19 protein-coding genes and 1 tRNA gene are annotated in these 23,440 nt (G+C 44.9%); 16 read left to right on the top strand and 4 right to left on the bottom strand.

Annotation, left to right across the window (positions count from 1 at the left end; genetic code table 11):
- The first annotated feature begins 20 nt into the window (after window positions 1-20).
- Window positions 21-995, top strand: coding sequence for an RNA polymerase sigma factor RpoS (rpoS, locus tag BEL05_RS04430; RefSeq protein ID WP_028765288.1), 975 nt, complete (start codon window positions 21-23; stop codon window positions 993-995).
- Between the two features lie 168 nt (window positions 996-1,163).
- On the opposite strand, the gene mutS is transcribed toward rpoS, so the two are convergent.
- Window positions 1,164-3,734, bottom strand: a complete 2,571-nt coding sequence (gene mutS / locus BEL05_RS04425; RefSeq protein WP_069670407.1) for a DNA mismatch repair protein MutS — start codon at window positions 3,732-3,734, stop codon at window positions 1,164-1,166.
- Between the two features lie 404 nt (window positions 3,735-4,138).
- On the opposite strand from mutS, the gene recA reads away from it, so the two are divergent.
- From recA to BEL05_RS04380, 9 genes are all read left to right on the top strand, one after another.
- On the top strand, window positions 4,139-5,200 hold the full coding sequence (gene recA, locus BEL05_RS04420; RefSeq protein ID WP_028765289.1) for a recombinase RecA: 1,062 nt from the start codon (window positions 4,139-4,141) through the stop codon (window positions 5,198-5,200).
- 12 nt (window positions 5,201-5,212) lie between these two features.
- Window positions 5,213-5,662, top strand: a complete 450-nt coding sequence (locus BEL05_RS04415) for a regulatory protein RecX (protein ID WP_373316123.1) — start codon at window positions 5,213-5,215, stop codon at window positions 5,660-5,662.
- Between the two features lie 193 nt (window positions 5,663-5,855).
- Window positions 5,856-8,480 carry an alanine--tRNA ligase gene (gene alaS, locus BEL05_RS04410; RefSeq protein WP_069670406.1) on the top strand — a complete coding sequence of 875 codons (2,625 nt, stop codon included), beginning with the start codon at window positions 5,856-5,858 and terminating at the stop codon, window positions 8,478-8,480.
- Window positions 8,481-8,975: 495 nt separating this feature from the next.
- Window positions 8,976-9,173: a carbon storage regulator CsrA gene (gene csrA / locus BEL05_RS04405; protein ID WP_028765292.1), complete on the top strand. Its 198-nt coding sequence runs from the start codon at window positions 8,976-8,978 to the stop codon at window positions 9,171-9,173.
- A 212-nt stretch (window positions 9,174-9,385) separates the two neighbouring features.
- Window positions 9,386-9,477: transfer RNA gene (locus BEL05_RS04400), tRNA-Ser, on the top strand.
- Window positions 9,478-10,087: 610 nt separating this feature from the next.
- Window positions 10,088-10,339, top strand: coding sequence for an OadG family protein (locus BEL05_RS04395; protein ID WP_028765293.1), 252 nt, complete (start codon window positions 10,088-10,090; stop codon window positions 10,337-10,339).
- Window positions 10,340-10,356: 17 nt separating this feature from the next.
- A complete protein-coding gene (gene oadA, locus BEL05_RS04390; protein ID WP_069670405.1) occupies window positions 10,357-12,162 on the top strand; it encodes a sodium-extruding oxaloacetate decarboxylase subunit alpha in 1,806 nt (601 codons plus the stop codon).
- An 8-nt stretch (window positions 12,163-12,170) separates the two neighbouring features.
- Complete coding sequence (locus BEL05_RS04385) at window positions 12,171-13,301, top strand: sodium ion-translocating decarboxylase subunit beta (protein WP_069670404.1); 1,131 nt, start codon at window positions 12,171-12,173, stop codon at window positions 13,299-13,301.
- Window positions 13,302-13,535: 234 nt separating this feature from the next.
- Window positions 13,536-13,721, top strand: coding sequence for a hypothetical protein (locus BEL05_RS04380; RefSeq protein WP_028765295.1), 186 nt, complete (start codon window positions 13,536-13,538; stop codon window positions 13,719-13,721).
- 45 nt (window positions 13,722-13,766) lie between these two features.
- Here the strand turns inward: BEL05_RS04380 and BEL05_RS04375 are convergent, their stop codons facing one another.
- From BEL05_RS04375 to BEL05_RS04365, 3 genes are all read right to left on the bottom strand, one after another.
- Window positions 13,767-14,105, bottom strand: coding sequence for a PBPRA1643 family SWIM/SEC-C metal-binding motif protein (locus BEL05_RS04375; protein WP_028765296.1), 339 nt, complete (start codon window positions 14,103-14,105; stop codon window positions 13,767-13,769).
- A gap of 88 nt (window positions 14,106-14,193) precedes the next feature.
- On the bottom strand, window positions 14,194-14,379 hold the full coding sequence (locus tag BEL05_RS21155; protein WP_037429348.1) for a hypothetical protein: 186 nt from the start codon (window positions 14,377-14,379) through the stop codon (window positions 14,194-14,196).
- A 137-nt stretch (window positions 14,380-14,516) separates the two neighbouring features.
- Window positions 14,517-15,767 carry a dicarboxylate/amino acid:cation symporter gene (locus BEL05_RS04365; protein ID WP_069670403.1) on the bottom strand — a complete coding sequence of 417 codons (1,251 nt, stop codon included), beginning with the start codon at window positions 15,765-15,767 and terminating at the stop codon, window positions 14,517-14,519.
- A gap of 254 nt (window positions 15,768-16,021) precedes the next feature.
- Here BEL05_RS04365 and BEL05_RS04360 point away from each other — a divergent pair, with 254 nt between their 5' ends.
- The 6 genes from BEL05_RS04360 (at window position 16,022) to purE (ending at window position 23,228) form a co-directional block, all read left to right on the top strand.
- Window positions 16,022-16,444: a YqaA family protein gene (locus tag BEL05_RS04360; protein ID WP_069670402.1), complete on the top strand. Its 423-nt coding sequence runs from the start codon at window positions 16,022-16,024 to the stop codon at window positions 16,442-16,444.
- Window positions 16,445-16,478: 34 nt separating this feature from the next.
- On the top strand, window positions 16,479-19,313 hold the full coding sequence (locus BEL05_RS04355; protein WP_069670401.1) for a M16 family metallopeptidase: 2,835 nt from the start codon (window positions 16,479-16,481) through the stop codon (window positions 19,311-19,313).
- A gap of 182 nt (window positions 19,314-19,495) precedes the next feature.
- Entirely contained in the window at window positions 19,496-21,088 is a 1,593-nt protein-coding gene (gshA, locus tag BEL05_RS04350; RefSeq protein WP_069670400.1) for a glutamate--cysteine ligase, read from the top strand.
- A complete protein-coding gene (locus tag BEL05_RS04345) occupies window positions 21,085-21,519 on the top strand; it encodes a hypothetical protein (RefSeq protein WP_028765300.1) in 435 nt (144 codons plus the stop codon). Before gshA ends, BEL05_RS04345 begins: the two co-directional genes overlap by 4 nt.
- A gap of 87 nt (window positions 21,520-21,606) precedes the next feature.
- Window positions 21,607-22,227, top strand: coding sequence for a transglycosylase SLT domain-containing protein (locus tag BEL05_RS04340; protein ID WP_175427314.1), 621 nt, complete (start codon window positions 21,607-21,609; stop codon window positions 22,225-22,227).
- 491 nt (window positions 22,228-22,718) lie between these two features.
- Window positions 22,719-23,228, top strand: coding sequence for a 5-(carboxyamino)imidazole ribonucleotide mutase (purE, locus tag BEL05_RS04335; RefSeq protein WP_028765302.1), 510 nt, complete (start codon window positions 22,719-22,721; stop codon window positions 23,226-23,228).
- The last annotated feature ends 212 nt before the right edge of the window (window positions 23,229-23,440 follow it).

The raw sequence follows: 23,440 nt of genomic DNA, 5'->3' as shown, positions 1-23,440 counted from the left end.
ACAATTTGGGAGAAATTATTATGGGTCGTAAACAATCTACCGCGATAGCGCAGCCCTTAGTCGACTTGTCTAAAAACGAGTCAGATGTGACGACAATTGAAGCCAAGGAGGTTGCTAAAGAAACAGAATTAGAACAACAAGTTCAAGATGATTTGCAGAAAAACTTAGATGCCACACAGCTGTATCTAAGCGAAATAGGATTTTCCCCCCTTTTAAGTGCGGAGGAAGAGGTTTATTTTTCACGAAAAGCCCTCAAGGGTTGTGGTAAATCTCGAAACCGTATGATCGAAAGTAATCTTAGATTGGTCGTTAAAATTGCTCGCCGATACAATAATCGTGGTTTAGCACTGCTTGATTTGATTGAAGAAGGTAACCTTGGTTTGATCCGTGCCGTTGAAAAGTTTGATCCCGAAAGAGGCTTTCGTTTTTCGACTTATGCAACATGGTGGATTAGACAAACTATTGAACGTGCGATCATGAACCAGACCCGCACTATTCGTCTGCCTATTCATGTGGTGAAAGAGCTCAATGTTTACCTGCGTACAGCAAGAGAACTTGCCCATAAGCTAGATCATGAGCCGACAGCGGAAGAGATTGCTGAAAAGCTAGATTTACCTAGCAGCGATGTCAGTCGTATGCTCAAACTCAATGAACGTATAACGTCTGTCGATACACCGTTGGGTGGTGATAATGATAAAGCGTTACTCGATGTATTAGCTGATGACGATAGCGTTGGACCAGACTATAAAGTGCAAGATGAAGATATGTCTAAGTCTGTGGTTCGCTGGTTAGATGAGTTGAATAGCAAGCAACGCGAAGTATTGGCCCGTCGTTTTGGTTTACTTGGCTATGAGCCATCTACATTAGAGAATGTAGGTAAAGAGATTGGATTGACCCGTGAGCGTGTGCGTCAAATTCAGGTAGAAGCGTTGAAACGACTTAAGGATCTATTAGGTGCACAAGGTTTATCTGTAGAAGCTATTTTTCGTCAATAAGGTGATGTGAAAGAGTGACGTTTGGCAAGGTCGAACCGAGATAGAAAAGAAGGGGTGTAGGTTTAGCATTGGAAGAAGTATGTGGCAGATGTTTTACTGACCACGTTTTTATAGCCGACCCCAACCAATTTTTAAAAAGCGCACTGAGACCAGTGCGCTTTTTTCGTTTTACTTACTGAGTAACTTTAGCTCATAGAGCAGATCGAGTGCCTGCTTGGGCGAGAGATTGTCAGGATTGATAGCCTCTAACCGATCGAGTGCTGCAGATTGTACAGGCGCAGGAAAGTTTATCACTGGCTGTTGTCCATCTGGCAGGGTGTTGTCTTTGTCGCGACTTTCTAAATGGTGCAACTTATACTTAGCCGCTTGGACAACTTTTGCGGGTACGCCAGCAAGAGCGGCCACTTGTAAGCCATAACTTTTACTGGCAGCTCCCTCTTGTACGGCGTGCATGAAGACGATGTTATCCCCATGTTCGATGGCATCGAGGTGAACATTGGCGACATTTTCGATCAATTCTGGCAACTGAGTTAGCTCAAAGTAGTGCGTCGCAAACAGTGTCATCGCTTTTAGATTATGGGCTAAGTGTTCTGCAGCAGACCATGCCAGAGATAAGCCGTCATAGGTAGATGTACCACGACCTATTTCATCCATTAACACTAAGCTTTCAGGTGTTGCATTGTGCAGAATATTTGCGGTCTCTGTCATCTCAACCATAAATGTCGAGCGTCCAGAAGCCAGATCATCAGCGGCACCAATACGAGTAAATATTCGATCGATTGGGCCAATGTCTGCGCGTTCAGCGGGCACAAAACTTCCTATGTGTGTCATTAAGGTGATGAGTGCTACTTGTCGCATGTAGGTTGACTTACCGCCCATATTTGGACCAGTGACAATCAACATTCGACGGTTGCTATTCAATTGAACAGGGTTAGCAATAAAGGGGGTTTGACTAACTTGCTCAACCACGGGATGACGGCCTGCTTCGATGTTAATTCCCGATTTGGCGGTTAACGTTGGCCTATGGTAGTTAAGCTGCTCGGCCCGCTCGGCAAAATTACTGATCACATCCAACTCTGCCGCTGAACGTGCAAACAGTTGTAGCTCATGTAGCTTTGGCAGTAGTTCGTCGAAGAGAGCTTCCCAAAGCTGCTTCTCTAACGCTAAGGCTTTACCTTGGCTTGAAAGCACTTTCTCTTCATGTTCTTTGAGCTCGGCAATAATGTATCGTTCAGTATTTTTTAGGGTTTGTCGGCGCTGGTAGCTCATTGGCACCAGATCAGACTCGCGGCGACTTACTTCAATGTAATAGCCATGCACGCGGTTGTAACCCACCTTTAAGGTGGACGCACCAGTGGCTTGCTTCTCGCGTAATTCAAGTTCAGCTAAGTAGTCGGTGGCTCCTTGACTTAACGCTCGCCATTCATCGAGCTCAGCATGATAACCTTCTCTTAGCACGCCACCGTCGCGAATAAGCATAGGTGGATTATCAACAATAGCACGGCTAAGGAGCTCCAGTTCTTCTGGGAACTGGCCGATAGTTTGAGCCAGTATCGCGAGATGGTTGCTGCTGCATTGTGCTAATAGTTGCTGTAAGTTTGGCAGTATAGCGAGTGCTTGCCTTAGGCGAGCAAAATCTCTTGGTCTAGCACTTCTTAGCGCTAGACGAGCAGTGATCCGCTCTACGTCTCCGAGCCCTTTCAACTGCTCTGATATAGATTCGTAAAGGCCTGATTGCAGGAGCTCTTCGATGGCATCATGTCGGGCACGGATAGTATTGTGATTGCGAAGTGGCTCATGAATCCAGCGTTGCAACATTCGGCTACCCATGGCCGTTGCAGTGTTGTCCAATACTGCTGCTAAGGTGTTGTCGACACCGCCTTGTAGATTGACCGTCAGCTCAAGGTTTTTACGGGTTGCAGCATCCAAAATGATACTGTCACACTGATTAAATCGAACAATAGCGTTGATATGAGGCAATGAAGTTCGTTGAGTATCTTTAACATATTGCATCAGACAACCAGCGGCCTGAATCGACAGCCTTACCTCGCCTAAACCAAAACCATAAAGATCTTTAGTACCAAACTGGTCCAGCAGTAGCTTGTGGCTAGTGTCATAATCAAACTCCCACTCTGGACGTCGACGCTTACCTTTAAATGGCGCTATGATCGCCATTTCACTAAAATCTTCGCTATGGAGTAATTCGGCAGGGTTGGTACGCTGCAACTCCGCTTCTAGTGCCTCAGTGGTGGGCAATTCTGTTACCACAAAACGACCCGATGACACATCGAGCGTGGCGTAACCAAAACCTATCTTGCCATGGTAGACCGCTGCAAGCAGATTATCTTGACGCTCTTGAAGGAGAGCTTCATCGGTTAAAGTACCAGGAGTAACAATTCGAACAATCTTACGCTCAACCGGACCTTTTGAGGTGGCTGGATCTCCTATCTGCTCGCAAATAGCCACTGAAACCCGAAGCTGCACTAGCTTGGCTAAATAGCCTTCTACTGCATGATAGGGGATCCCTGCCATGGGGATAGGGTCGCCTCCACTTTTACCGCGAGCGGTAAGAGAAATACCCAATAGCTCTGAAGCCAGTTTGGCATCATCGTAAAAAAGTTCATAAAAATCTCCCATGCGATAAAACAGTAGCATTTCTGGGACTTCTGCTTTTAGCGTCAAATATTGACGCATCATTGGGGTGTGCTTCTCAAGATTGAGCGTATCGATAGCGTTCATGAATCTGCCACAGTTTCCTTGAATAGTGCGATCTATTGTCATTGCAATAATTGGCAAGCTTGATCTATTTACGTTGTCATTTAGCGAAAAGATAACAGGCTAAAAGGAACGCAAAAATCCACCATTGACGATAAAATTAATGGCGCCAATCTTAGCAATTTTTTGCTGTCCTAGTACGCATTTATCGATAACTTTTGCAGTATTTTACAGCGTTTAAGTGACAGCAATTAGTAAGTATCTGTTTTTGTGATATTAAAAAATAATCATCAACAGCACTTGATACTGTATGATTGTACAGTATACTAGTTTGCATATTGAGACGCAGCGAGCTTAATTTTTGCCAGTTAAGTTTGATGTTAACGGATTTACCACAGCGATACGTCTGTGATGGAGAGGAAAGCAGAATGAAGATAGATGCGAATAAAGAGAAAGCCCTTAGTGCAGTCTTAGGTCAGATTGAGAAGCAATTTGGTAAAGGCTCAATCATGAAGCTCGGTGAAAACCGTTCTATGGATGTTGAGACTATCTCTACCGGCTCTCTATCATTAGACATCGCATTAGGTGCTGGCGGATTACCGTTAGGCCGTATCGTAGAGATTTATGGCCCTGAATCGTCGGGTAAGACGACGTTAACATTGGAAGTAATTGCTGCGGCACAGCGCGAAGGTAAAGTGTGTGCATTTATCGATGCTGAACATGCCTTGGACCCTATCTACGCCCAAAAGCTAGGTGTTGATATCGACAATCTACTTTGCTCTCAGCCTGATACTGGTGAACAAGCGCTTGAAATATGTGACGCCCTGACACGTTCTGGTGCTGTAGATGTGATTATTGTTGACTCAGTAGCAGCGTTAACACCAAAGGCTGAAATCGAAGGTGAGATTGGTGATTCTCATATGGGCCTAGCAGCGCGTATGATGAGCCAAGCTATGCGTAAGCTTGCCGGTAACCTTAAGCAGTCAAATACCTTACTTATTTTTATCAACCAAATTCGTATGAAAATTGGTGTGATGTTTGGTAATCCTGAAACCACTACTGGCGGTAATGCGTTGAAGTTTTATGCGTCAGTTCGTCTAGATATTCGTCGTACTGGTGCAATTAAAGACAGAGATGAAGTTATTGGTAACGAAACGCGTGTTAAGGTGGTAAAGAACAAAATTGCTGCACCATTTAAACAAGCGGAGTTCCAAATTCTATACGGTGAAGGCATTAACCGCACCGGCGAATTAGTCGACCTAGGTGTTGCTCATAAACTCGTTGAAAAAGCGGGTGCTTGGTATAGTTATAAAGGCGATAAAATTGGCCAAGGCCGTGCAAATGCAGGCAAATACCTAACCGAAAATCCAGAGATAGCGGCAGAAATTGATACGGCGTTACGTGGCATGTTATTGGGTGGTCAAAAAGTCGCTGCAGAGTCAGCCCAAGGTGACGAGAACATCGATTTAGAAACTGGTGAAGTGTTTTAAGTCATTTAGCTTATGACAGCATCTGCTATGTTCATCGCGGTAGGGTTACTTGCCCGCCGCGACTATTCCCGACAGCAAATCAAATCTAAATTGATTCAAAAAGCATTTGCGATTGACGAAATCGAAAAAGCGTTAGATCGTTGTACAGATAATGGCTTTTTGGATGATAGCCGTTTTGCCGCATTGTTACTGCGTTCACATATCAGCAAAGGTCATGGTCAAAACCGTATTAGGCAGTCGATGGCACAGAAAGGGTTATCTAAATCCGATATCGAAACCACGCTAAACCGAAGTGATTGTGATTGGTTTGAGCTCGCCAAGAGCAAAGCGCTGAAAAAATACGCTAATAGTGGCCCAATTACAGATCAAAAAGAGCGCGCCAAACGAGTTCGTTATTTGCTTGGGCAAGGGTTTGCCTATGATCAGATAGCTTATGCGCTAGAAGTCGATAGCAATGAATAGAGTTGTATCGGCTAGTTAACTCCCCATTCTTAATGTCACTTGCTTATTGTCGCCGACTTTTTTATTGATTCTTTCACTATCCTCGCTAAACCTCTGGTTGTTCACTTATAGACTGCTTATAATGCTTGGCTAACTAGAATATCAATGGAAACGCGTTTTTCATTGTGAGCCAAATCTAATTCAGGATGATTTCATGTATCAAACCACTGCAGCGCTGAGAAGTGCTTTCTTGGAGTTTTTCCGCAGAAACAGTCACCAGGTTGTGGACAGCAGTTCACTGGTACCTGGCAATGATCCAACCTTGCTGTTTACCAACGCCGGAATGAACCAGTTTAAAGACGTTTTTCTTGGCGAAGATAAGCGTGATTATACCCGCGCAACGACCTCTCAACGCTGTGTACGTGCGGGGGGTAAACATAATGATTTAGACAATGTTGGGTATACTGCACGGCATCATACTTTTTTCGAAATGCTGGGTAACTTCAGCTTTGGTGACTATTTTAAGCAAGAAGCGATACGCTTTGCTTGGACCTTCTTAACTGAAGAGTTAAAGCTACCTAAAAACCGCTTATGTGTGACCATTTACGAAACCGATGATGAAGCCTATGACATTTGGACCAAAGAGATAGGTGTTCCAGCAGAAAACCTTATTCGCATCGGTGACAATAAAGGCGCGGCATATGCGTCGGATAACTTCTGGCAGATGGGCGACACGGGACCGTGTGGTCCTTGTACAGAGATTTTCTATGATCATGGCGATCATATATGGGGCGGACGCCCAGGCACACCAGAAGAAGATGGTGACAGATTTATCGAGATCTGGAACATCGTATTTATGCAGTATAACCGTCAAGCTGACGGTACCATGGAGCCTCTGCCTAAGCCATCGGTTGATACAGGAATGGGAATCGAGCGTATTGCGGCAATTATGCAAGGCGTACACTCAAATTACGAAATCGATATTTTCCAAGCTCTAATTAAAAAAGCTGCTGAGATTGTTGGTGTCACAGACCTTGAAAACAAATCGTTGCGTGTGATTGCCGACCATATCCGTTCATGTGCCTTCTTGATTGCCGATGGGGTAATGCCATCAAATGAAGGTCGAGGTTATGTATTGCGCCGTATTATTCGTCGTGCAGTGCGCCACGGCAATAAGCTTGGTGCGACAGAGTCATTCTTTTACAAGCTAGTGCCAACCCTGATCGACGTGATGGGTGATGCCGCAAACGGTTTGAAAGCGACTCAGGCAATTGTTGAGAAGTCACTCAAAGCAGAAGAAGAGCAGTTTGCTCGTACTCTAGAGCGTGGGCTTGGGATTCTTGATGGGGCACTTAATGCCCTTAATGGCGACGTATTAGACGGTGAAACCGCCTTTAAGCTTTACGACACTTATGGCTTCCCGGTTGATCTTACCGCTGATGTTTGTCGTGAACGCAATATCACGGTCGATGAGGCTGGTTTTGAAGCCGCGATGGCCGAGCAACGTAGCCGTGCTCAAGCGGCTGGTCAATTCGATACTGACTACAACGACAGTTTAAAGATCGATGCACAAACCGATTTTTGTGGCTATAGCGACCTAAATGGTGAAGCGAAAGTTGTTGCTATTTATTGCAATGGTGAAGCCGTTAATGAACTTAACGCTGGTAATGATGCCGTTGTGGTACTTGATAGCACACCATTTTATGGGGAATCTGGCGGTCAATGTGGCGACAAAGGGCTACTGGCTGGTACCGAGATTGAGTTTATCGTCAATGATACCCAAAAATATGGCCAAGCAGTTGGTCACATCGGCAACCTAAAAGCTGGGGCTATCAAAGTGGGTCAGTCACTAACGGCTGCAGTAGATAAAAAGTTAAGGCACCGTACTGAGTTGAACCACTCAGTCACTCATCTGTTACATGCGGCGCTGCGTCAAGTATTAGGAACCCATGTGAGCCAGAAAGGCTCTTTGGTTGATCCGGAAAGATTACGTTTCGATTTTTCACATTTTGAAGCGGTTAAACCATCAGAACTTAAAGCCGTTGAAGAGTTAGTTAATACGCAAATTCGCCGCAATCATGAGCTTAAAGCCCAAGTGATGGATATTGAGCAGGCGAAAGAGCAGGGCGCGATGGCACTGTTTGGTGAGAAGTATGACTCTCAGGTGCGAGTTGTGACCATGGGGGATTTCTCTATCGAGCTATGTGGTGGTACTCACGTAGGTCGTACTGGCGATATCGGGTTGTTCAAAATCACCTCTGAAGGCGGTATTGCAGCTGGTATTCGTCGTATTGAAGCTGTGACTGGTGCTGCAGCGATGAGCTATGTTAGTGAGCAGCAAGCGCTATTAGAGCAAGCGGCTTCTTTACTTAAGGGAGACAGCGCATCGGTTGTTACTAAGCTAAAGGCTCAACTTGATAAGGCTAAACAGCTAGAAAAAGAGCTGTCGCAGCTTAAAGACAAATTGGCCGCCGCGACCAGTGCAGATCTGGCTGGTGACGCCCAAGAGATAGCGGGTGTTAAAGTGCTTGTTAAAAAGCTTGAGGGCGTTGATGCTGGTGCATTACGTGGCCTTCAAGATGAATTAAAGCAAAAGTTAGGCTCAGGTATCGTTGTTTTGGGTATCGCTGGTGATGCTAAGGTTAACCTTATCGCTGGTGTGACTAAAGATCTAACTGGCAGCGTTAAGGCTGGTGAGCTTGTCGCTATGATTGCCACACAAGTCGGTGGTAAGGGCGGTGGACGGCCTGATATGGCTCAGGCGGGCGGCAGTGAGCCTGATAAGCTTGATAGCGCGTTAAACTCAGTAATCCCTTGGGTGACTGAACGTCTTAGTTAAACTCGCCAATTAAAAAAAGCGCTCAATGAGCGCTTTTTTTATGGGGAATTAATAGGGCGCAACAAGAGAATGACTGTCAAAGATGAGCGACTATCTTACGGTATGCAGCTTATCTACACCTTATGTAAGCATAGGATGCGAGTTCAAATGTAGGAATAGCGTATCTATACAATCATTCAATAGGGCGTACTGAGTGTTTGCTATGATTTTGTAAAAGGTTGAGGATGACGTGGCATTTAGAATCGTTAAGCTATTTAAGCCGTAAGTTTAATGCTGCTTTAATTAACGTTTGTAATAATAGTGTCGAAAATCACACCACTTTGTTCAGTCGCCTGAAACATAATCAGGGATATGCGGCACAATAAAGCGAATTAAGGTGCAAATTAATGGTGGTTTTTTTACTGAGCACTATTAATTTGTACTAAGCTGACCGTATAATATGATCATAACGGAATAATGCCGTAAAAGCAGAATTTGGAACTAAAGGAGCAAAACATGCTGATATTAACTCGTCGTGTTGGTGAAACACTGATGATTGGTGATGAAGTTACTGTCACCGTTTTAGGCGTCAAGGGTAATCAAGTTCGTATAGGTGTGAATGCACCAAAAGAAGTTTCGGTTCACCGTGAAGAGATTTATCAGCGTATTCAGTCTGAAAAGTCAGGTAACTCTTCAGAAGGCGGCAATTTTTAAGTCGTCGTTACGTAAATCGTAAGAAACAAGAGTCAGCATTGTTGCTGGCTTTTTTGTTTCTAGTTGGTAAGTTTTTAACCATAATGGTGCGATAGCACACAGTTATTCTGATTAATTGTACCGATCTGCCTAAAAACAGTTCAAACAGTATTTGTTTAATAGAAATGGTTTGACTTATTTTCGGCAAACAGTAATATGTGCGCCAAGAAAACGGAGAGGTGGCCGAGTGGCCGAAGGCGCTCCCCTGCTAAGGGAGTATGGGCTTTAAATCCCATCGAGGGTTCGAATCCCTCCTTCTCCGCCATTATTAAAACCCGTAACGAAAGTTGCGGGTTTTTTTATGCCTGTTATTTTTGTTGGCTATTTTGGTGACTAAGACACAAACACACTAAGATGTGTTGTTTTCTAATTATCCCTATCAACCATTCTCATCTGTGGTTTAACAACCCAGCTTTCTTGGCTATGAAGCCTAATTGCATAAGCGTTGCTAAGTCTTTGGATGGCAATGTCTTCAGTTTTCTTATGCCTCTCCACGCTGAGTGAATACCTTTGCATTAGACTATTGTCTGTTCATATTCCTGAATTCAATTTTCATTCATATTACCGCGAGAATCTTACTTTTTGTCATAAATGGTAATTATTTTGAGGATATCTCATTATATTGGTACCTTATGTAAAGAATTCTCATCTGCAGGCCTTTTTGTTAATTAATTTTGGTAAGACCAATTTACAAGCTGTTGGCATTTTTGTTATAGATTAGTTATTGTTTATTCGGTGTCGAACAGATTCAAGCTAAGTCCTAGCAAAAGATCACCTTGATAAGGTGATTTTTTTTGCTTATTTAGTGAATAAATACGCCTAGATGCGTTTTGCGCTATTGAGGTGGGACTAACAGCTATACCAAAGAGGACGATATGGATTCGATTGCGCAACAAGTAACCGATGCACTTGGCATTATGATATTAGGGATGGGATTGGTTTTCATATTTCTTTCTACCTTAATCCTAGGCGTTAAATTAGTGGCTTGGAAGTTTGGGCCTAAACTACATGATGTAAATGCTAAGCCTACGGCACGGAACGGTGCAGAGGTTAAGCAGGGCATCGATCCTAAAATGGTTGCCGTGATCACCGCAGCAATTCATCAGCACCGCGCTAAAGCACAATAAAAAAGTAGGGAGTTATTATGAGCAAGCCACTTGCATTAACCGACGTTGTCTTACGAGATGCTCATCAGTCTATTCTTGCGACTCGTCTTCGTACTGAAGATATGCTTCCTATCGCACCATTATTGGATAAGGTAGGCTTTTGGTCACTGGAATCTTGGGGCGGCGCAACATTTGACTCTTGTATCCGCTATTTAGGCGAAGATCCATGGGAACGTATTCGTGAGTTGAAGAAGGTGATGCCTAATACGCCACAACAGATGTTACTACGTGGTCAAAACTTATTAGGTTATCGTCACTACGCTGATGATTTAGTGCACCGTTTTGTTGAACGCGCCCACAGCAATGGCGTGGATGTCTTCCGTATTTTTGATGCCATGAACGACGTGCGCAACCTTGAGACAGCGGTGAAGGCGGTTGTCGATGTTGGTGGACATGCCCAAGGGACTATCTCTTATACAACGAGCCCGGTGCACACCCTCGACACTTGGGTGGATATGGCTAAGCGCCTTGAGGATATGGGGTGTCACTCATTGTGTATCAAAGATATGGCTGGTTTGCTTAAGCCATTTGATGCATTCGACTTAATTAGTCAACTTAAGTCACAAACCAACCTAATCGTATCTATGCAGTGTCATGCGACCACTGGGTTAAGTACAGCAACCTATCAAAAGGCGATAGAAGCGGGCATTGATGTGTTAGATACAGCTATCTCATCAATGAGTCAGACTTATGGCCATAGTGCTACAGAGACGCTTGTGGCGATGGTTGAGGATACAGAGCGGGCTACAGGCTATGATATGGCGCTGCTTGAAGAGATTGCAGCCTATTTTAGAGAGGTGCGCAAGAAGTACGCCGCTTTCGAAGGAGAGCTAAAAGGTATCGATTCGCGTATTCTTCGCGCGCAGGTACCTGGTGGTATGTTGACTAATATGGAAAACCAACTTCGTGAACAAGGTGCGGCAGACAAGCTAGATCTTGTTCTCGAAGAGATCCCTAAAGTGCGTGAAGATCTCGGCTTTTTACCATTAGTCACCCCAACGTCACAAATTGTGGGTACCCAGGCGGTAATTAACGTCTTAACGGGTGAGCGTTACAAGTCGATGACCAAAGAGACCGAAGGTGTGCTGAAGGGCGAGTACGGTGCTACTCCTGCACCTGTCAATAAAGCGCTGCAAGCTCGTGTGCTTGATGGCGCTGAGGCTATCGTTTGTCGCCCAGCAGATTTACTTGACGCTGAACTGGATAAGTTACGTGCAGAGTTAACCGCTAAGGCAAAGGAAGAGGAAATAACATTAGCATCAGATCTTGATGATGACGTTTTAACCTATGCGTTGTTCCCACAAATCGGACTTAAGTTTCTCAAGAATCGCAATAATCCCGATGCATTTGAGCCTAAACCTGAAGCGCCATCTGCAAGCAATACCACTGCAACCGCGCAAGTCAGTGCCGCGCCAAATGGTGGGCCAGAAACCTATACTGTTAATGTCCAAGGGCAGAGTTTTGTGGTCGAAGTCTCCCCAGGTGGTGATATTACTCAAGTGGTGGCTAGCGAGAATGTGGTGCCGTTTACCGCACCAGTGGCGCCAGTATCGTTACCAACGGGGGCGATAAAAGCTGCAATGAATGCACCGCTTTCGGGTAACATTTTTAAAGTGAATGTTCGAGCTGGCGACGCAGTTAAAGCTGGTGATGTCGTGATCATTCTAGAAGCGATGAAAATGGAGACCGAGATCCGCGCCGAGTCTGATGGTGTTATCAGTGAGGTTTGGGTTAAAGAGGGTGACTCTGTTGCCGTAGGCAATCAACTACTTGCCATAGCTTAGGAGCTAGTATGGAAGGTTTATTAGCTTTTTGGGCCGAGTCGGGGATCGCCAACTTTACTGGTGGACAACTACTGATGATGGCGGTGGGCGGTTTGTTACTCTATCTGGCCATCGTTCGTGGGTTTGAGCCCCTGCTGCTGCTGCCCATCGGTTTTGGTGCCGTGTTAGCAAACATCCCTAACGGTGGTTTTACCGATGAAGGGGGCTTACTCTATTTTGCTTATCACGTCGGAATTGAAACTGGCGTTTTTCCACTCCTTATCTTTATGGGGGTCGGGGCATTAACAGACTTTGGAGCATTAATCGCTAATCCAAAGATGTTACTGCTAGGTGCTGCTGCCCAATTTGGTATTTTCGCCACCTTGATTGGTGCGATAGCGTTAAATGCGGTTCCAGGGTTTGAGTTCACTATGCAAGATGCTGCGGCCATTGCCATTATTGGTGGTGCAGATGGACCAACGGCAATCTTTTTGGCGTCTAAATTGGCTCCAGAGCTGCTGGGGGCTATTGCGGTAGCTGCTTATTCATATATGGCGCTAGTACCGATTATCCAGCCACCGATTATGAAGCTGCTAACCACTGAGAGCGAGCGCCAAATCAAGATGGAACAGCTCAGAGAAGTTAGCAAGAAGGAGAAGATCTTTTTTCCTTTGATGGTGTTGGGATTAACGATACTGTTTCTTCCTGCTGCAACGCCATTGGTTGGAATGTTCTGTTTAGGTAACTTGATGCGCGAATCAGGGGTAGTTGATAGGCTATCCAGCACTGCTCAAAATGAGCTGATCAACATAGTGACTATTTTCCTTGGTTTGGCGGTAGGCTCAAAGCTTTCTGCTGATAAGTTTCTGCAATTGGAAACCTTAGGGATTTTGGTGTTGGGGGCTGTCGCATTTGGTATTGGTACTGCTACCGGTGTATTAATGGCCAAGCTAATGAGTAAGTTATCTGGCGGTAAGATTAATCCATTGATTGGTGCTGCAGGGGTCTCCGCTGTGCCGATGGCTGCGAGGGTGGTTAACAAGGTCGGGCTGGAGTCTAACCAACAAAACTTCTTGTTGATGCATGCGATGGGGCCTAATGTTGCAGGAGTATTGGGTTCGGCAGTTGCAGCAGGGGTATTGTTGGCGGTACTAGGCTGATCTCTTGAGGTTTACCTGATTAAACGCATAATGGCCTGCTACTCAGCAGGTCATTTTTATATTTGGCTAACTAATTGTTTCAACGATGATATAGTCTATATCGCACTTTTCTTAATCAAGCTAATTCTTAATCAGTTGATGTAGATCAACAAGTCTCTATCTGATCTGTAGTCTGATAACGGTGATGTATCTCACAAGTATTGGGATTATTTGAACTGAATGAGGATGACGATGATGGAATTACAACCTAACTGCTATACCGATTTGTGTGTGAATGGCAAATGGTTTCACTATGATCACGGCGAGCGTTCAGTTTTCATGTTAAACGGTGGCAGCCCATTAACGTTTGAGCTGGATTCGTTACCTAAAACCGAAGCTGAACTTGAAGCTCACCTTAGCATTATCTCTGATCAAATGTGATGACACAGCAGTGATAGCAAACGCTTATCACTGCTGTATGCCTGGCTATGAACCACAACATTTTTTGTATTTTTTGCCGCTGCCACAAATGCAGGGATCATTACGCTGTGGTTTTTTCTCTACCGTTGTGGTTTGAGGTTTATTTAAAATCCCCATCAAGGCACTAATATCTTCAACCGCTTCAGGCTTGATTTCGATGTCAGCAACGAGCTGATGCTCATCAGCTAACGCCTTAATTTCCGTATATCTTGCTTCATTATTGACGATAATGGCTAACGGAAAGGCCTCGCTGCCTGGTTTAGCTGCGCGCTTTGTGTTGTAGCCATAACTTTCATGTTTTGGCTTGGGGGTTTTTCGGCCCTTGAAAAAGAATTTGTCAGACATTTTGAGTCCAGAGCATTGCCCTAAGGGCGGATGAAAAGGGGCGCTATCTTACCAGAACTTTAAAATGGTGCTAGTAGAAGATACAGACTTAGCTACGCAGGTTTTGTCCAGCGGTGATCCAAAGCAAAAATCCAAGCGATGCAATTACGGTAGCGCTGATGGCTATGATGTAGATAAACCCTTTTCTACCCTGCTTTAGTGGCACGCCATTCAGGAACAGGAACATTGTCCAAAAAAGACAAAGTAAAATAGGCAAAAGGAAAATCCGTGTCATAGTACCCTCAAAGTTTTGCACGTTGTTTGCGCAAGTATAATATGAATTTTGCTATTTATCCCAATTTGAACAGACCATTACAGACAAAAAGCCGCATGCGCGGCTTTTTAAATTTTTGTGCGGAATAGGGCTAACTGCTAGCTCGTGGTTTGAGAGACAACCTCATCCTCTTGCGCGTTAAACTGAACCTCATCTAATTGACCTTCAGACTTCCCAACAACTACAGCGGTCATCATGTCACCTGTGACGTTAGTTGCAGTTCTTATCATATCGATGACGCGGTCAATGGCAGCAATAAAGGCGATCCCTTCTAGCGGTAAGCCAACCACACCCAAGGTGACTGATAACATCACCATAGCGCTACCAGGTACGCCGGCTGTGCCCACCGAAGCCACTGTGGCGGTGACGGCAATCAGCATATAGTCGGTCATATCCAGAGGAATAGCGTAAATTTGTGCAATAAATATGGCCGCAATAGCTGGGTAAATACCGCCACAACCATCCATGTTCATGGTCGCGCCTAATGGCAAGACAAATGCGCCATAGCGTTTTGATACACCCATGGATTCGGTGCAGCGAGTGCTGGCAGGTAATGTGCCGAAACTTGATGCGGTAGTAAAGGCCACCAATTGAGCTGGCATGGCTTTACGGAAAAACTGAACCGGGCTAAGTTTTGCCGCGAATTTAATCAAACCACCGTAAACAAACAAGATATGGATAAGGGCGGCAATATAGATTGCGGCAATGAACTTACCTAATGGTAACAGTGTTGAAATTCCGTATTCACCAACAACCCAAGCCATTAAGCCGAATACACCAATAGGTGTAAGTTGTAGCACCATACGGGTTAATTGAAACATCACTTCTGCGCCCGCTTCGATAGTGCGTTTTAGCGGTTCAGCTTTTTCACCTATCTGATTAATCGCTATACCTACAAGGGCCGCAAAGACGATGATCTGTAATACTTTGCCCTCAGCAAGTGACGCAAATGGATTGACTGGGATCATATCCAGCAGGACTTGTGCAAAGCCTGGGATATTACGTTCACGCACCTCGCTGGTGGCAAGCTCTAAGCTGCCCCCCATATCGATAAGGCTACCAACGGTTAGGCCAATCAGTGAGGCTAGGGTGCCGGTAAACATAAACATGGCTAATGTTTTGAAGCTAAGACGCTTTAAACTCACGTCATTGCCAAGGCTGGTAATACTGACGACAATGGCACAGAAAATGAGTGGTGCAACCAACATCTTGATTGCCGAAATAAATAGGTCGCCTAATGGCTTAAGCATGGTTGCCTGTTCACCAAGTACGATTCCAAGGCCGACCCCTAAAATAAAACCAGCTAATACTTTCTTCCAAAATGGGATCTGTTTAATTGTTTGCCACATGGGATAAATTCCAAATTTATTTTGTTGTTTTAATCGTGGGTGTTTTAGCATGAGCTATGAAAGCTTATCAACCTACACCTTTTTAGCCGTCCATTCTATAGAGAGCATGACTTGCATAACAAACCTAATTTGTTATAACTTATTGTCATTAAAAAGATTGTTTTAATAACTTTAAAAGTTAACCTTTGAGTAACAAGGCGTAGACCGTTGAAATTGATCATAAAAAATTACGAATTTTCATTAGGTAAGCCATTATGAGCGCGTTATGGTTGATGTTTAGTGGTGCATTTGTTGCTGCGACTTTGTTGCCGGGTGGATCAGAAGTTTTACTTGCCGCCTTGATCAATGATTCGACAGATACCTGGCTGGCATTGGTTGTTGCCGCGACAGTCGGCAATACATTGGGTTCGATCACCAGCTATTATTTGGGCTATGCTGGCCGATTTGCAAAGACACCTGAAGCGCTCAGTACTGGACGGTATCGACACAGTATCGCACTAGTGCAGCGCTATGGCTGCTGGAGTTTACTGCTCGCTTGGGCACCAGTCATTGGTGACCTTCTCTGTTTGCTTGCAGGTTGGGTTAAACTACCTGTGATTAAGTCAACAGTGATGATTTTTATAGGAAAAGGATTGCGCTATCTGCTGATCGCAGCAATGGCGTTACATTGGTTGTAAGCAATGATTTGCTTAATGTATGGAGTCATAATTAATGAAAAAATGGATATTAGCTGCAGCAATTTCTGCAGCGTTAACGGCCTGTTCTGCGTCACAGTCACCAACCGCCTTACCGCAAGGGGTGACTTTATTGGAAACGGTGACAGTCGCCGACTCCGCAGTTGGAATTCCTTATAAAAAATACATGTTGGCTAATGGGTTAACTGTGGTGCTGCATCAAGACAGCTCAGATCCTTTAGTGCATGTTGATGTGACATACCATGTTGGCTCGGCAAGAGAACTTCCAGGACGTTCGGGTTTTGCGCACCTGTTTGAACACATGATGTTTCAGGGGTCAGAACATGTTGGGGATGAACAGCATTTCAAGACGGTAACCGAAGCTGGTGGCACACTCAATGGCACCACCAACACTGATCGCACTAACTATTTTGAGACCGTGCCGAGTAACCAGCTTGAAAAAATGCTCTGGTTAGAATCGGATCGTATGGGTTATTTTTTGCCAGCACTGACTGAAGAAAAATTTGAAGTGCAGCGTGAAACCGTTAAAAACGAACGTGCACAACGGATTGATAACCAACCCTACGGCCGCATGAACGAGCGCTTTAATCAGGCATTTTACCCTGCCGGACATCAATATTCATGGCCTGTTATCGGATGGCCTGCGGATTTAGACCGCGCAAATGTGGATGATGTGAAGCATTTCTTTCAGCGCTGGTATGGCCCTAATAATGCGACGCTAACTATCGGCGGCGACTTTGATGAAGTGCAAGCGTTGGCATGGATCAATAAGTATTTCGGCGAGATCCCTCGCGGCCCAGAAGTCACGGGTGAAACAAAGGAGTTAGTGACTTTAGATGCAACACGTTATATTTCGATGGAAGATCGGGTGCATTTACCTTTGCTGCGCATTGCATTTCCAACGGTTTACGCGAGTCATGAAGATGAGGCGGCTTTGGATCTACTCGCCAATATCATAGGTGGTGGGCCGACGTCGCTTGTCTATAAAAATCTAGTCAAAGATGGCTATGCCGTGCAAGCGGGGGTGAGTCACCCTTGTCAAGAGTTGGCCTGTCAGTTTTCTATTTATGCGTTAGCGAACCCTGCACGTGGTGGTCAGCTAAGCGATATTGAGCAGCGCGTTAAAGAGTCTATTGCGGAGTTTGAGGAACGTGGCGTCACCGATGCGGATCTACAGAAAGTAAAAGTTCAATTTGAAGCCAGTACTATTTTTGGTCTGCAGAGCGTCAAAGGAAAAGTGTCGACCTTGGCACTTAATCAAACTTTCTTTGGTGATCCAGACCGAATCGCGTTTGATTTAAAACGCTATGCAGGAGTGACGAAGGCTGATGTCATGCGTGTTTTTAATACCTATATTAAAGGCAAGCCAATGGTAGTGATGAGTGTTGTTCCAGAGGGGCAAAAGCAACTTATTGCTCATGCTGATAACTTTGTTGCGCCAGCCCCAAAGGTGGCTGATGAAGCTGTTTCAGGTGTCAATGCCATCGCTTTGGCAAGTTCCTCCTTTGATCGCAGTGTCATGCCCGTAGCGCAACAAGCACCAGTGATCACCGCACCAGTATTGTGGACGGGTAACTTGCAAAATGGCATACCTGTTATGGGGACGACCAGCGAAGAAACCCCGACCGTTGAACTCGTTATCTACCTTAATGGCGGTCATCGTCTCGTTGATATTAAACAGGCGGGCTTAGCCAACCTCACTGCATCGTTATTAAATGAGTCAAGCCAAAAGAGAACGACTGAGGAGCTGGCGCAAGCACTCGAGATGCTGGGTAGTTCGGTCAGCTTTGGTGCGAGTACTTATCAAAGCTACATCAAGGTCTCTACATTGACCTCTCATCTAGATGAGACATTGGCTATCGTCAATGAAAAGCTCTTTGAACCAGGCTTTAAGGCTGCAGACTTTGAGCGAATCAAGCAGCAACATCTGCAAAGTTTACAACATATGCAGTCTGATCCTAACTACATTGCAGACAGTACATTTGATGCACTGCTTTTTGGCGCAGACACGCCGTTAGGGGTCAGCAGCCAAGGCACTATGGCGAGTGTTGCTGCGTTAACGCTTGAGGATGTTAGGGCTTTCTATCAAGTGCAATATCGTGCAGGCAATGCGCAGATGGTCGTGGTTGGGGATTTAAATAAAGATAAATTGATGAACAAGCTTGCAGGTTTTGCGACGTGGCAGGGAGACAGCAGTAAGCTCCCTGCAATGAAGCCATTGCCAGCGCTGGCGGGTGGGCATGTATATCTGTTGGATAAGCCTGGGGCCGCGCAGTCGGTGATTAAAATCGGTAAACGCGCAATGCCTTATGATGCGACTGGTGATTACTTCAAATCTTACTTGATGAACTACCCGCTTGGTGGTGCGTTCAATAGCCGAATTAACCTCAACCTTCGTGAAGACAAAGGTTACACCTACGGCGCAAGAAGCTATTTTTCTGGTGGCAGTGAAGAGGGGCTATTTGAAGCGTCAGCGAGCGTGCGCACCGATGTGACCGCCGAAGCTATGGTAGAGTTTGCCAATGAGATTAATGGGTATCAATCATCAGGCATGACTGAGAAAGAGCTGATGTTTATGAGAAACTCTATCTCTCAGGGGCAGGCGCTCGATTACGAAACACCTTATCAAAAAGCGGGCTTTATGCGACGTATCCAACGTTTTGGGTTAGATGCAGACTTTACCCAAACTCAAGCACAGATCATTAATGCCATCTCAAAAGAGACATTGAACAAGTTAGCCAGTTCTGAGCTAAAACTTGATGAGATGATAGTGCTTATCGTGGGCGATAGAGCTAAGATTGAAAAAAATATTAAGGCCTTGGGCTATCCGGTTACCGTATTAGAGTTGTAATCGGTGAGACTTGACCCAATATAAGGATCGCGGTGAAACCATTTTAGGCTCACCGCTTTATTTTTATTTCCCTTGCCTATCATCTAGCTCAACGGCTATTTTGTGGTGATGTTGAAATCATTTACGCTTTTTTCAGGTCTGTCCTGCAAAGCATCATAATGACGTAATAAGAGACAAAGATATTGAAATCTTTCAACGAAGTGATTGGCCAACTCGATGACGAGCAGGGGCGAAGTGCATTAAAAGGTATGCAACGTGGTATCGAAAGAGAAGCGCTGCGTATTGAAGCATCGGGGCACTTGGCTACCGATAAACATCCTAAAAGCCTTGGCTCTGCATTGACCCATTCGCGGATAACGACCGATTACAGTGAGTCGTTACTCGAGTTTATTACGCCAGTGCATGAAAATATCGATACCTTGTTGACCGATCTCACTCAGACCCATGCATTCACGGTTCGCAATATTGGTGAGCAGCGGTTGTGGCCTGTTAGCATGCCTTGTTATGTCGGTGATGTGGCTGATATTCCTATTGCTGATTATGGCGAGTCCAATGTGGGGCAGCTTAAGCGTCTATATCGTAAAGGGTTAACCTATCGCTATGGTGCGCAGATGCAAATTATTTCTGGTGTACATTTTAATTTCTCAGTATCAGAGCAGTTGTGGGATCGTTTATATCAACAGAGTGATAAGTCATTAAGTCGTTGTGACTTTATTTCAGAGTCCTATTTTGGGCTTATCCGCAATTATCGCCGTTTAGTGTGGGTACTCCCTTATCTATTTGGTGCATCACCTGCCTTGTGTGGTTCTTTTATTAAGGATCAACAAACTGATCTGGCCTTCGAAAAGCTGGGCAAAGGCACACTATATCTACCCTATGCGACATCGTTGCGAATGAGTGATCTGGGTTATACAAATAAAGAACAGGAAAGATTGCACATCAGTTACAACTCACTCGGTGAATACCTTGAGGGGATAAAAGCGGCGATAGAGATGCCGTCGGCACATTTCGAAGCGATCGGCGTTAAAGTTGACGGCGAATATCGACAACTGAATGCTAACGTTTTACAAATCGAGAACGAGTTTTATTCACCTATTCGGGCCAAGCGTGTTGGAGTGAGCGGTGAAAAACCGTCTGAAGCTTTAGCCCGTGCAGGGGTTGAATATATTGAAGTCAGAGCATTAGATGTTAATCCATTTAGCCCTGTAGGTATCGATGCTGACCAAGTTCGTTTTCTTGATCTGTTTCTACTGCATTGCCTGCTTAACCCGTCGCCGAATACTAGTGAGGCTGATGAACAAGAGATTAGTCACAACCTGAATACGGTTATCATTGAAGGGCGTAAGCCTGGATTGATGTTACAGCAACACGGTGAACCCCAGTTAATGGCGACCTGGTTAAATAACTTATTTGCCGAGTTAAATAGCTTAGCGACTATGCTAGATGGTGATGAAAATGGCCAATATAAGCAGGCGATTGCTCAGTGGCAAGCTGCGGTAGACGATCCTGCAAAGACCTTCTCTGGACGTATTTTGAATCAATTGCTCGAGAGCCAAATTGACCATAGTTATTGGGTAAAAGATCTGGCACAGACTTATTACCAGCAGTTGATGGATTACCCTCTGAGCACGCAGCAAGAACAAGCATACCAGCAGGCTGCCGCATCATCGTTAGCGGCTCAGGCGCAATTGGAGTCAAATGAAAAGGTAAGTTTTGAAGACTATCTGGTTGATTACTTTGCGCCAAAGTTAGATTTAGTTGAGCAGGTTGGATGAGAATCGCGGCGTTAGTCATTTGGTGTTTAGCCCTTGTATCGGGCTGTTCATCAATACCAGATACGCAAAATCAGTGCGGAATGGTATCTGGCTATCTAGCGCCCAATATGGATGAGGGCTTCTATCGTGTCGTGGTGACTCATCTCGATGGTGTCCCTGTGATCTCAAGACCAAACTACGAACTTGCCCCTGGGCGATATCAGTTTACGGTTGCAGAGCTAATAGATTCGCCTCGTTTAAAGGTTAAACTGGCTGCGCGCGCACCTAAAACCTTAACGATAGATGTTAAGTCAAACCAGCGTTACCACATCGGTGCGCAATTCAATCAAGATAAGGTTTATCGTGGCTTGAGCAGTGATTATTGGCAACCGGTTGTTTGGTCGCAAGAGCAACATGAGTGCGAACTAATCCCATCTGAAGGTATTGATTAACTTAACTATTAACAACTGTGCAATTGATTATGATTGCTATCAATGTGACACTATCAGTTCGTTTATGGGCTTTATTCGGTATTATTGATGATTAAAACTTTCATGGCAGTCATTGCTGGAGTGCTGGCACTTTTACTGACAGGCTGCGCGACAGCTCCACCTCAAAACCCTGAGAATTTGTGTGCCATCTACCAAGAGAATCGCGATTGGTACAAGGCCGCAGTGAAGACTCGTGAAAAGTGGGGCGTGCCTGTGCACGTGCCGTTAGCCATGATGTATCAAGAAAGCTCGTTTAAACACAATGCGGCGCCGCCGATGGAATACTTTTTAGGCTTCATCCCAATAGGACGAGCCAGCGATGCCTATGGCTATGCGCAAGCAAAAACCATGACTTGGGATGATTATGTCAAAGAAACTGGCAACTCATGGTCGAGTCGCAGTGACTTTGATGATGCAATGGATTTTATGGGGTGGTTTATCTATAAAACCCATAAAATCAACGGGGTATCAAAGTGGGATGCCCGCAACCAGTATTTGAATTATCACGAAGGCTGGGGCGGCTATAAACGTAAGACCTACAATCAAAAAGCTTGGTTGATTAAAGTTGCCGATAAGGTCGATGCGCGCTCGAAACGCTACGCGGCGCAGTATCGCAGTTGCCAAGAAGATCTCGACTCATCATGGTTATGGCGTCTCTTCTTTGGTTAAGCCCATCATTAAAAACCTCGATAGTATCGAGGTTTTTTTTGGCTAATGTCTTTCTTGCTGGGTATGTTGCTGATGTATTTGCGCTAATTGGAAAGGTATTTGAGTATCTAGAGCGGCTAACTTGTAATAATATCAGTTGTATCACAGAGCAGCAGCGATTCAGGGCTAGCATCTGCCAACCAGCGGTATCGGTTTCGCAATTGAGTGGCGAAGCGCATCGAATTTAAGGTGATTAGCTCAAAATGCTCAGCAACAAAAGCAGAGTTGAGTGATCATTTAAATTGACTTAAATAATATTCTCGTTTGATATTGAAATATAGCTGTTCGCTATGACGAACAATGTGGGTTGGTATATTCTCTTGAATGGCTAGGTTTTGGCAAACTTAGGCCACTACTCACCGCTAACATCAATTTTTCACTGTTTTATAGGCGCAAAAATGACTATAATGCGCGCAAAATAATAGCTCTACCCTACAAATAAAGGATAAAAGATGACTAAGCCATTTGTTGCTGTATTAATGGGATCGGACTCTGACTTGCCTACTATGCAAGGCACCTTAGATATACTAAAGACCTTTGGTATTCAGTTCGAAGCTAAAGTGACCTCAGCGCATCGCACACCTGCAGCGACGCATGCTTATGTGACAGATGCTGAAGCGCGTGGTTGTAAAGTCTTTATCTGTGCAGCGGGACTTGCCGCTCACCTTGCTGGTGCGGTTGCTGGTATCACTACTCGTCCTGTTATTGGTGTTCCAGTGGATTGTGGTCCATTACAAGGTCACGATGCCTTACTCTCTACAGTAATGATGCCTGGCGGTGTACCTGTTGCAACAGTGGCTATTGGCAGCGCTGGTGCGAAAAACGCGGGTTACCTTGCGGCGCAAATGCTAGCTGTTGGCGATGATGCATTAGCTATTGCGGTTAAAGAAGAGCGTGCCAAGTCTGCCGAAGCCGTTCAAGCGAAAGATGCCAAGTTACAAGAAAAACTGGCGAACGCATAAGCGTTAACCCAATCTCAATGTGAAAGCCGCAAGTGACACCTTGCGGCTTTTTTGTGACCTAAATTTATACTGATTGTTATAACCCTTTTACGAGCCTACTCCGTTAGTATCTATATCTTTAAATACGATTCCCGATAGAAAATGTGGTAAGGAACCTAATGTTTGGTCAACTTACAGCACGGTTAACAGACGTGTTGCGCTGCGTTTTAGGG

Source organism: Shewanella colwelliana, assembly GCF_001735525.1.
Taxonomy (GTDB): Bacteria; Pseudomonadota; Gammaproteobacteria; order Enterobacterales; family Shewanellaceae; genus Shewanella; species Shewanella colwelliana.
The sequence above is the reverse complement of the archived record's forward strand: the minus strand, read 5'-3'. Positions and strand labels throughout refer to the sequence as shown.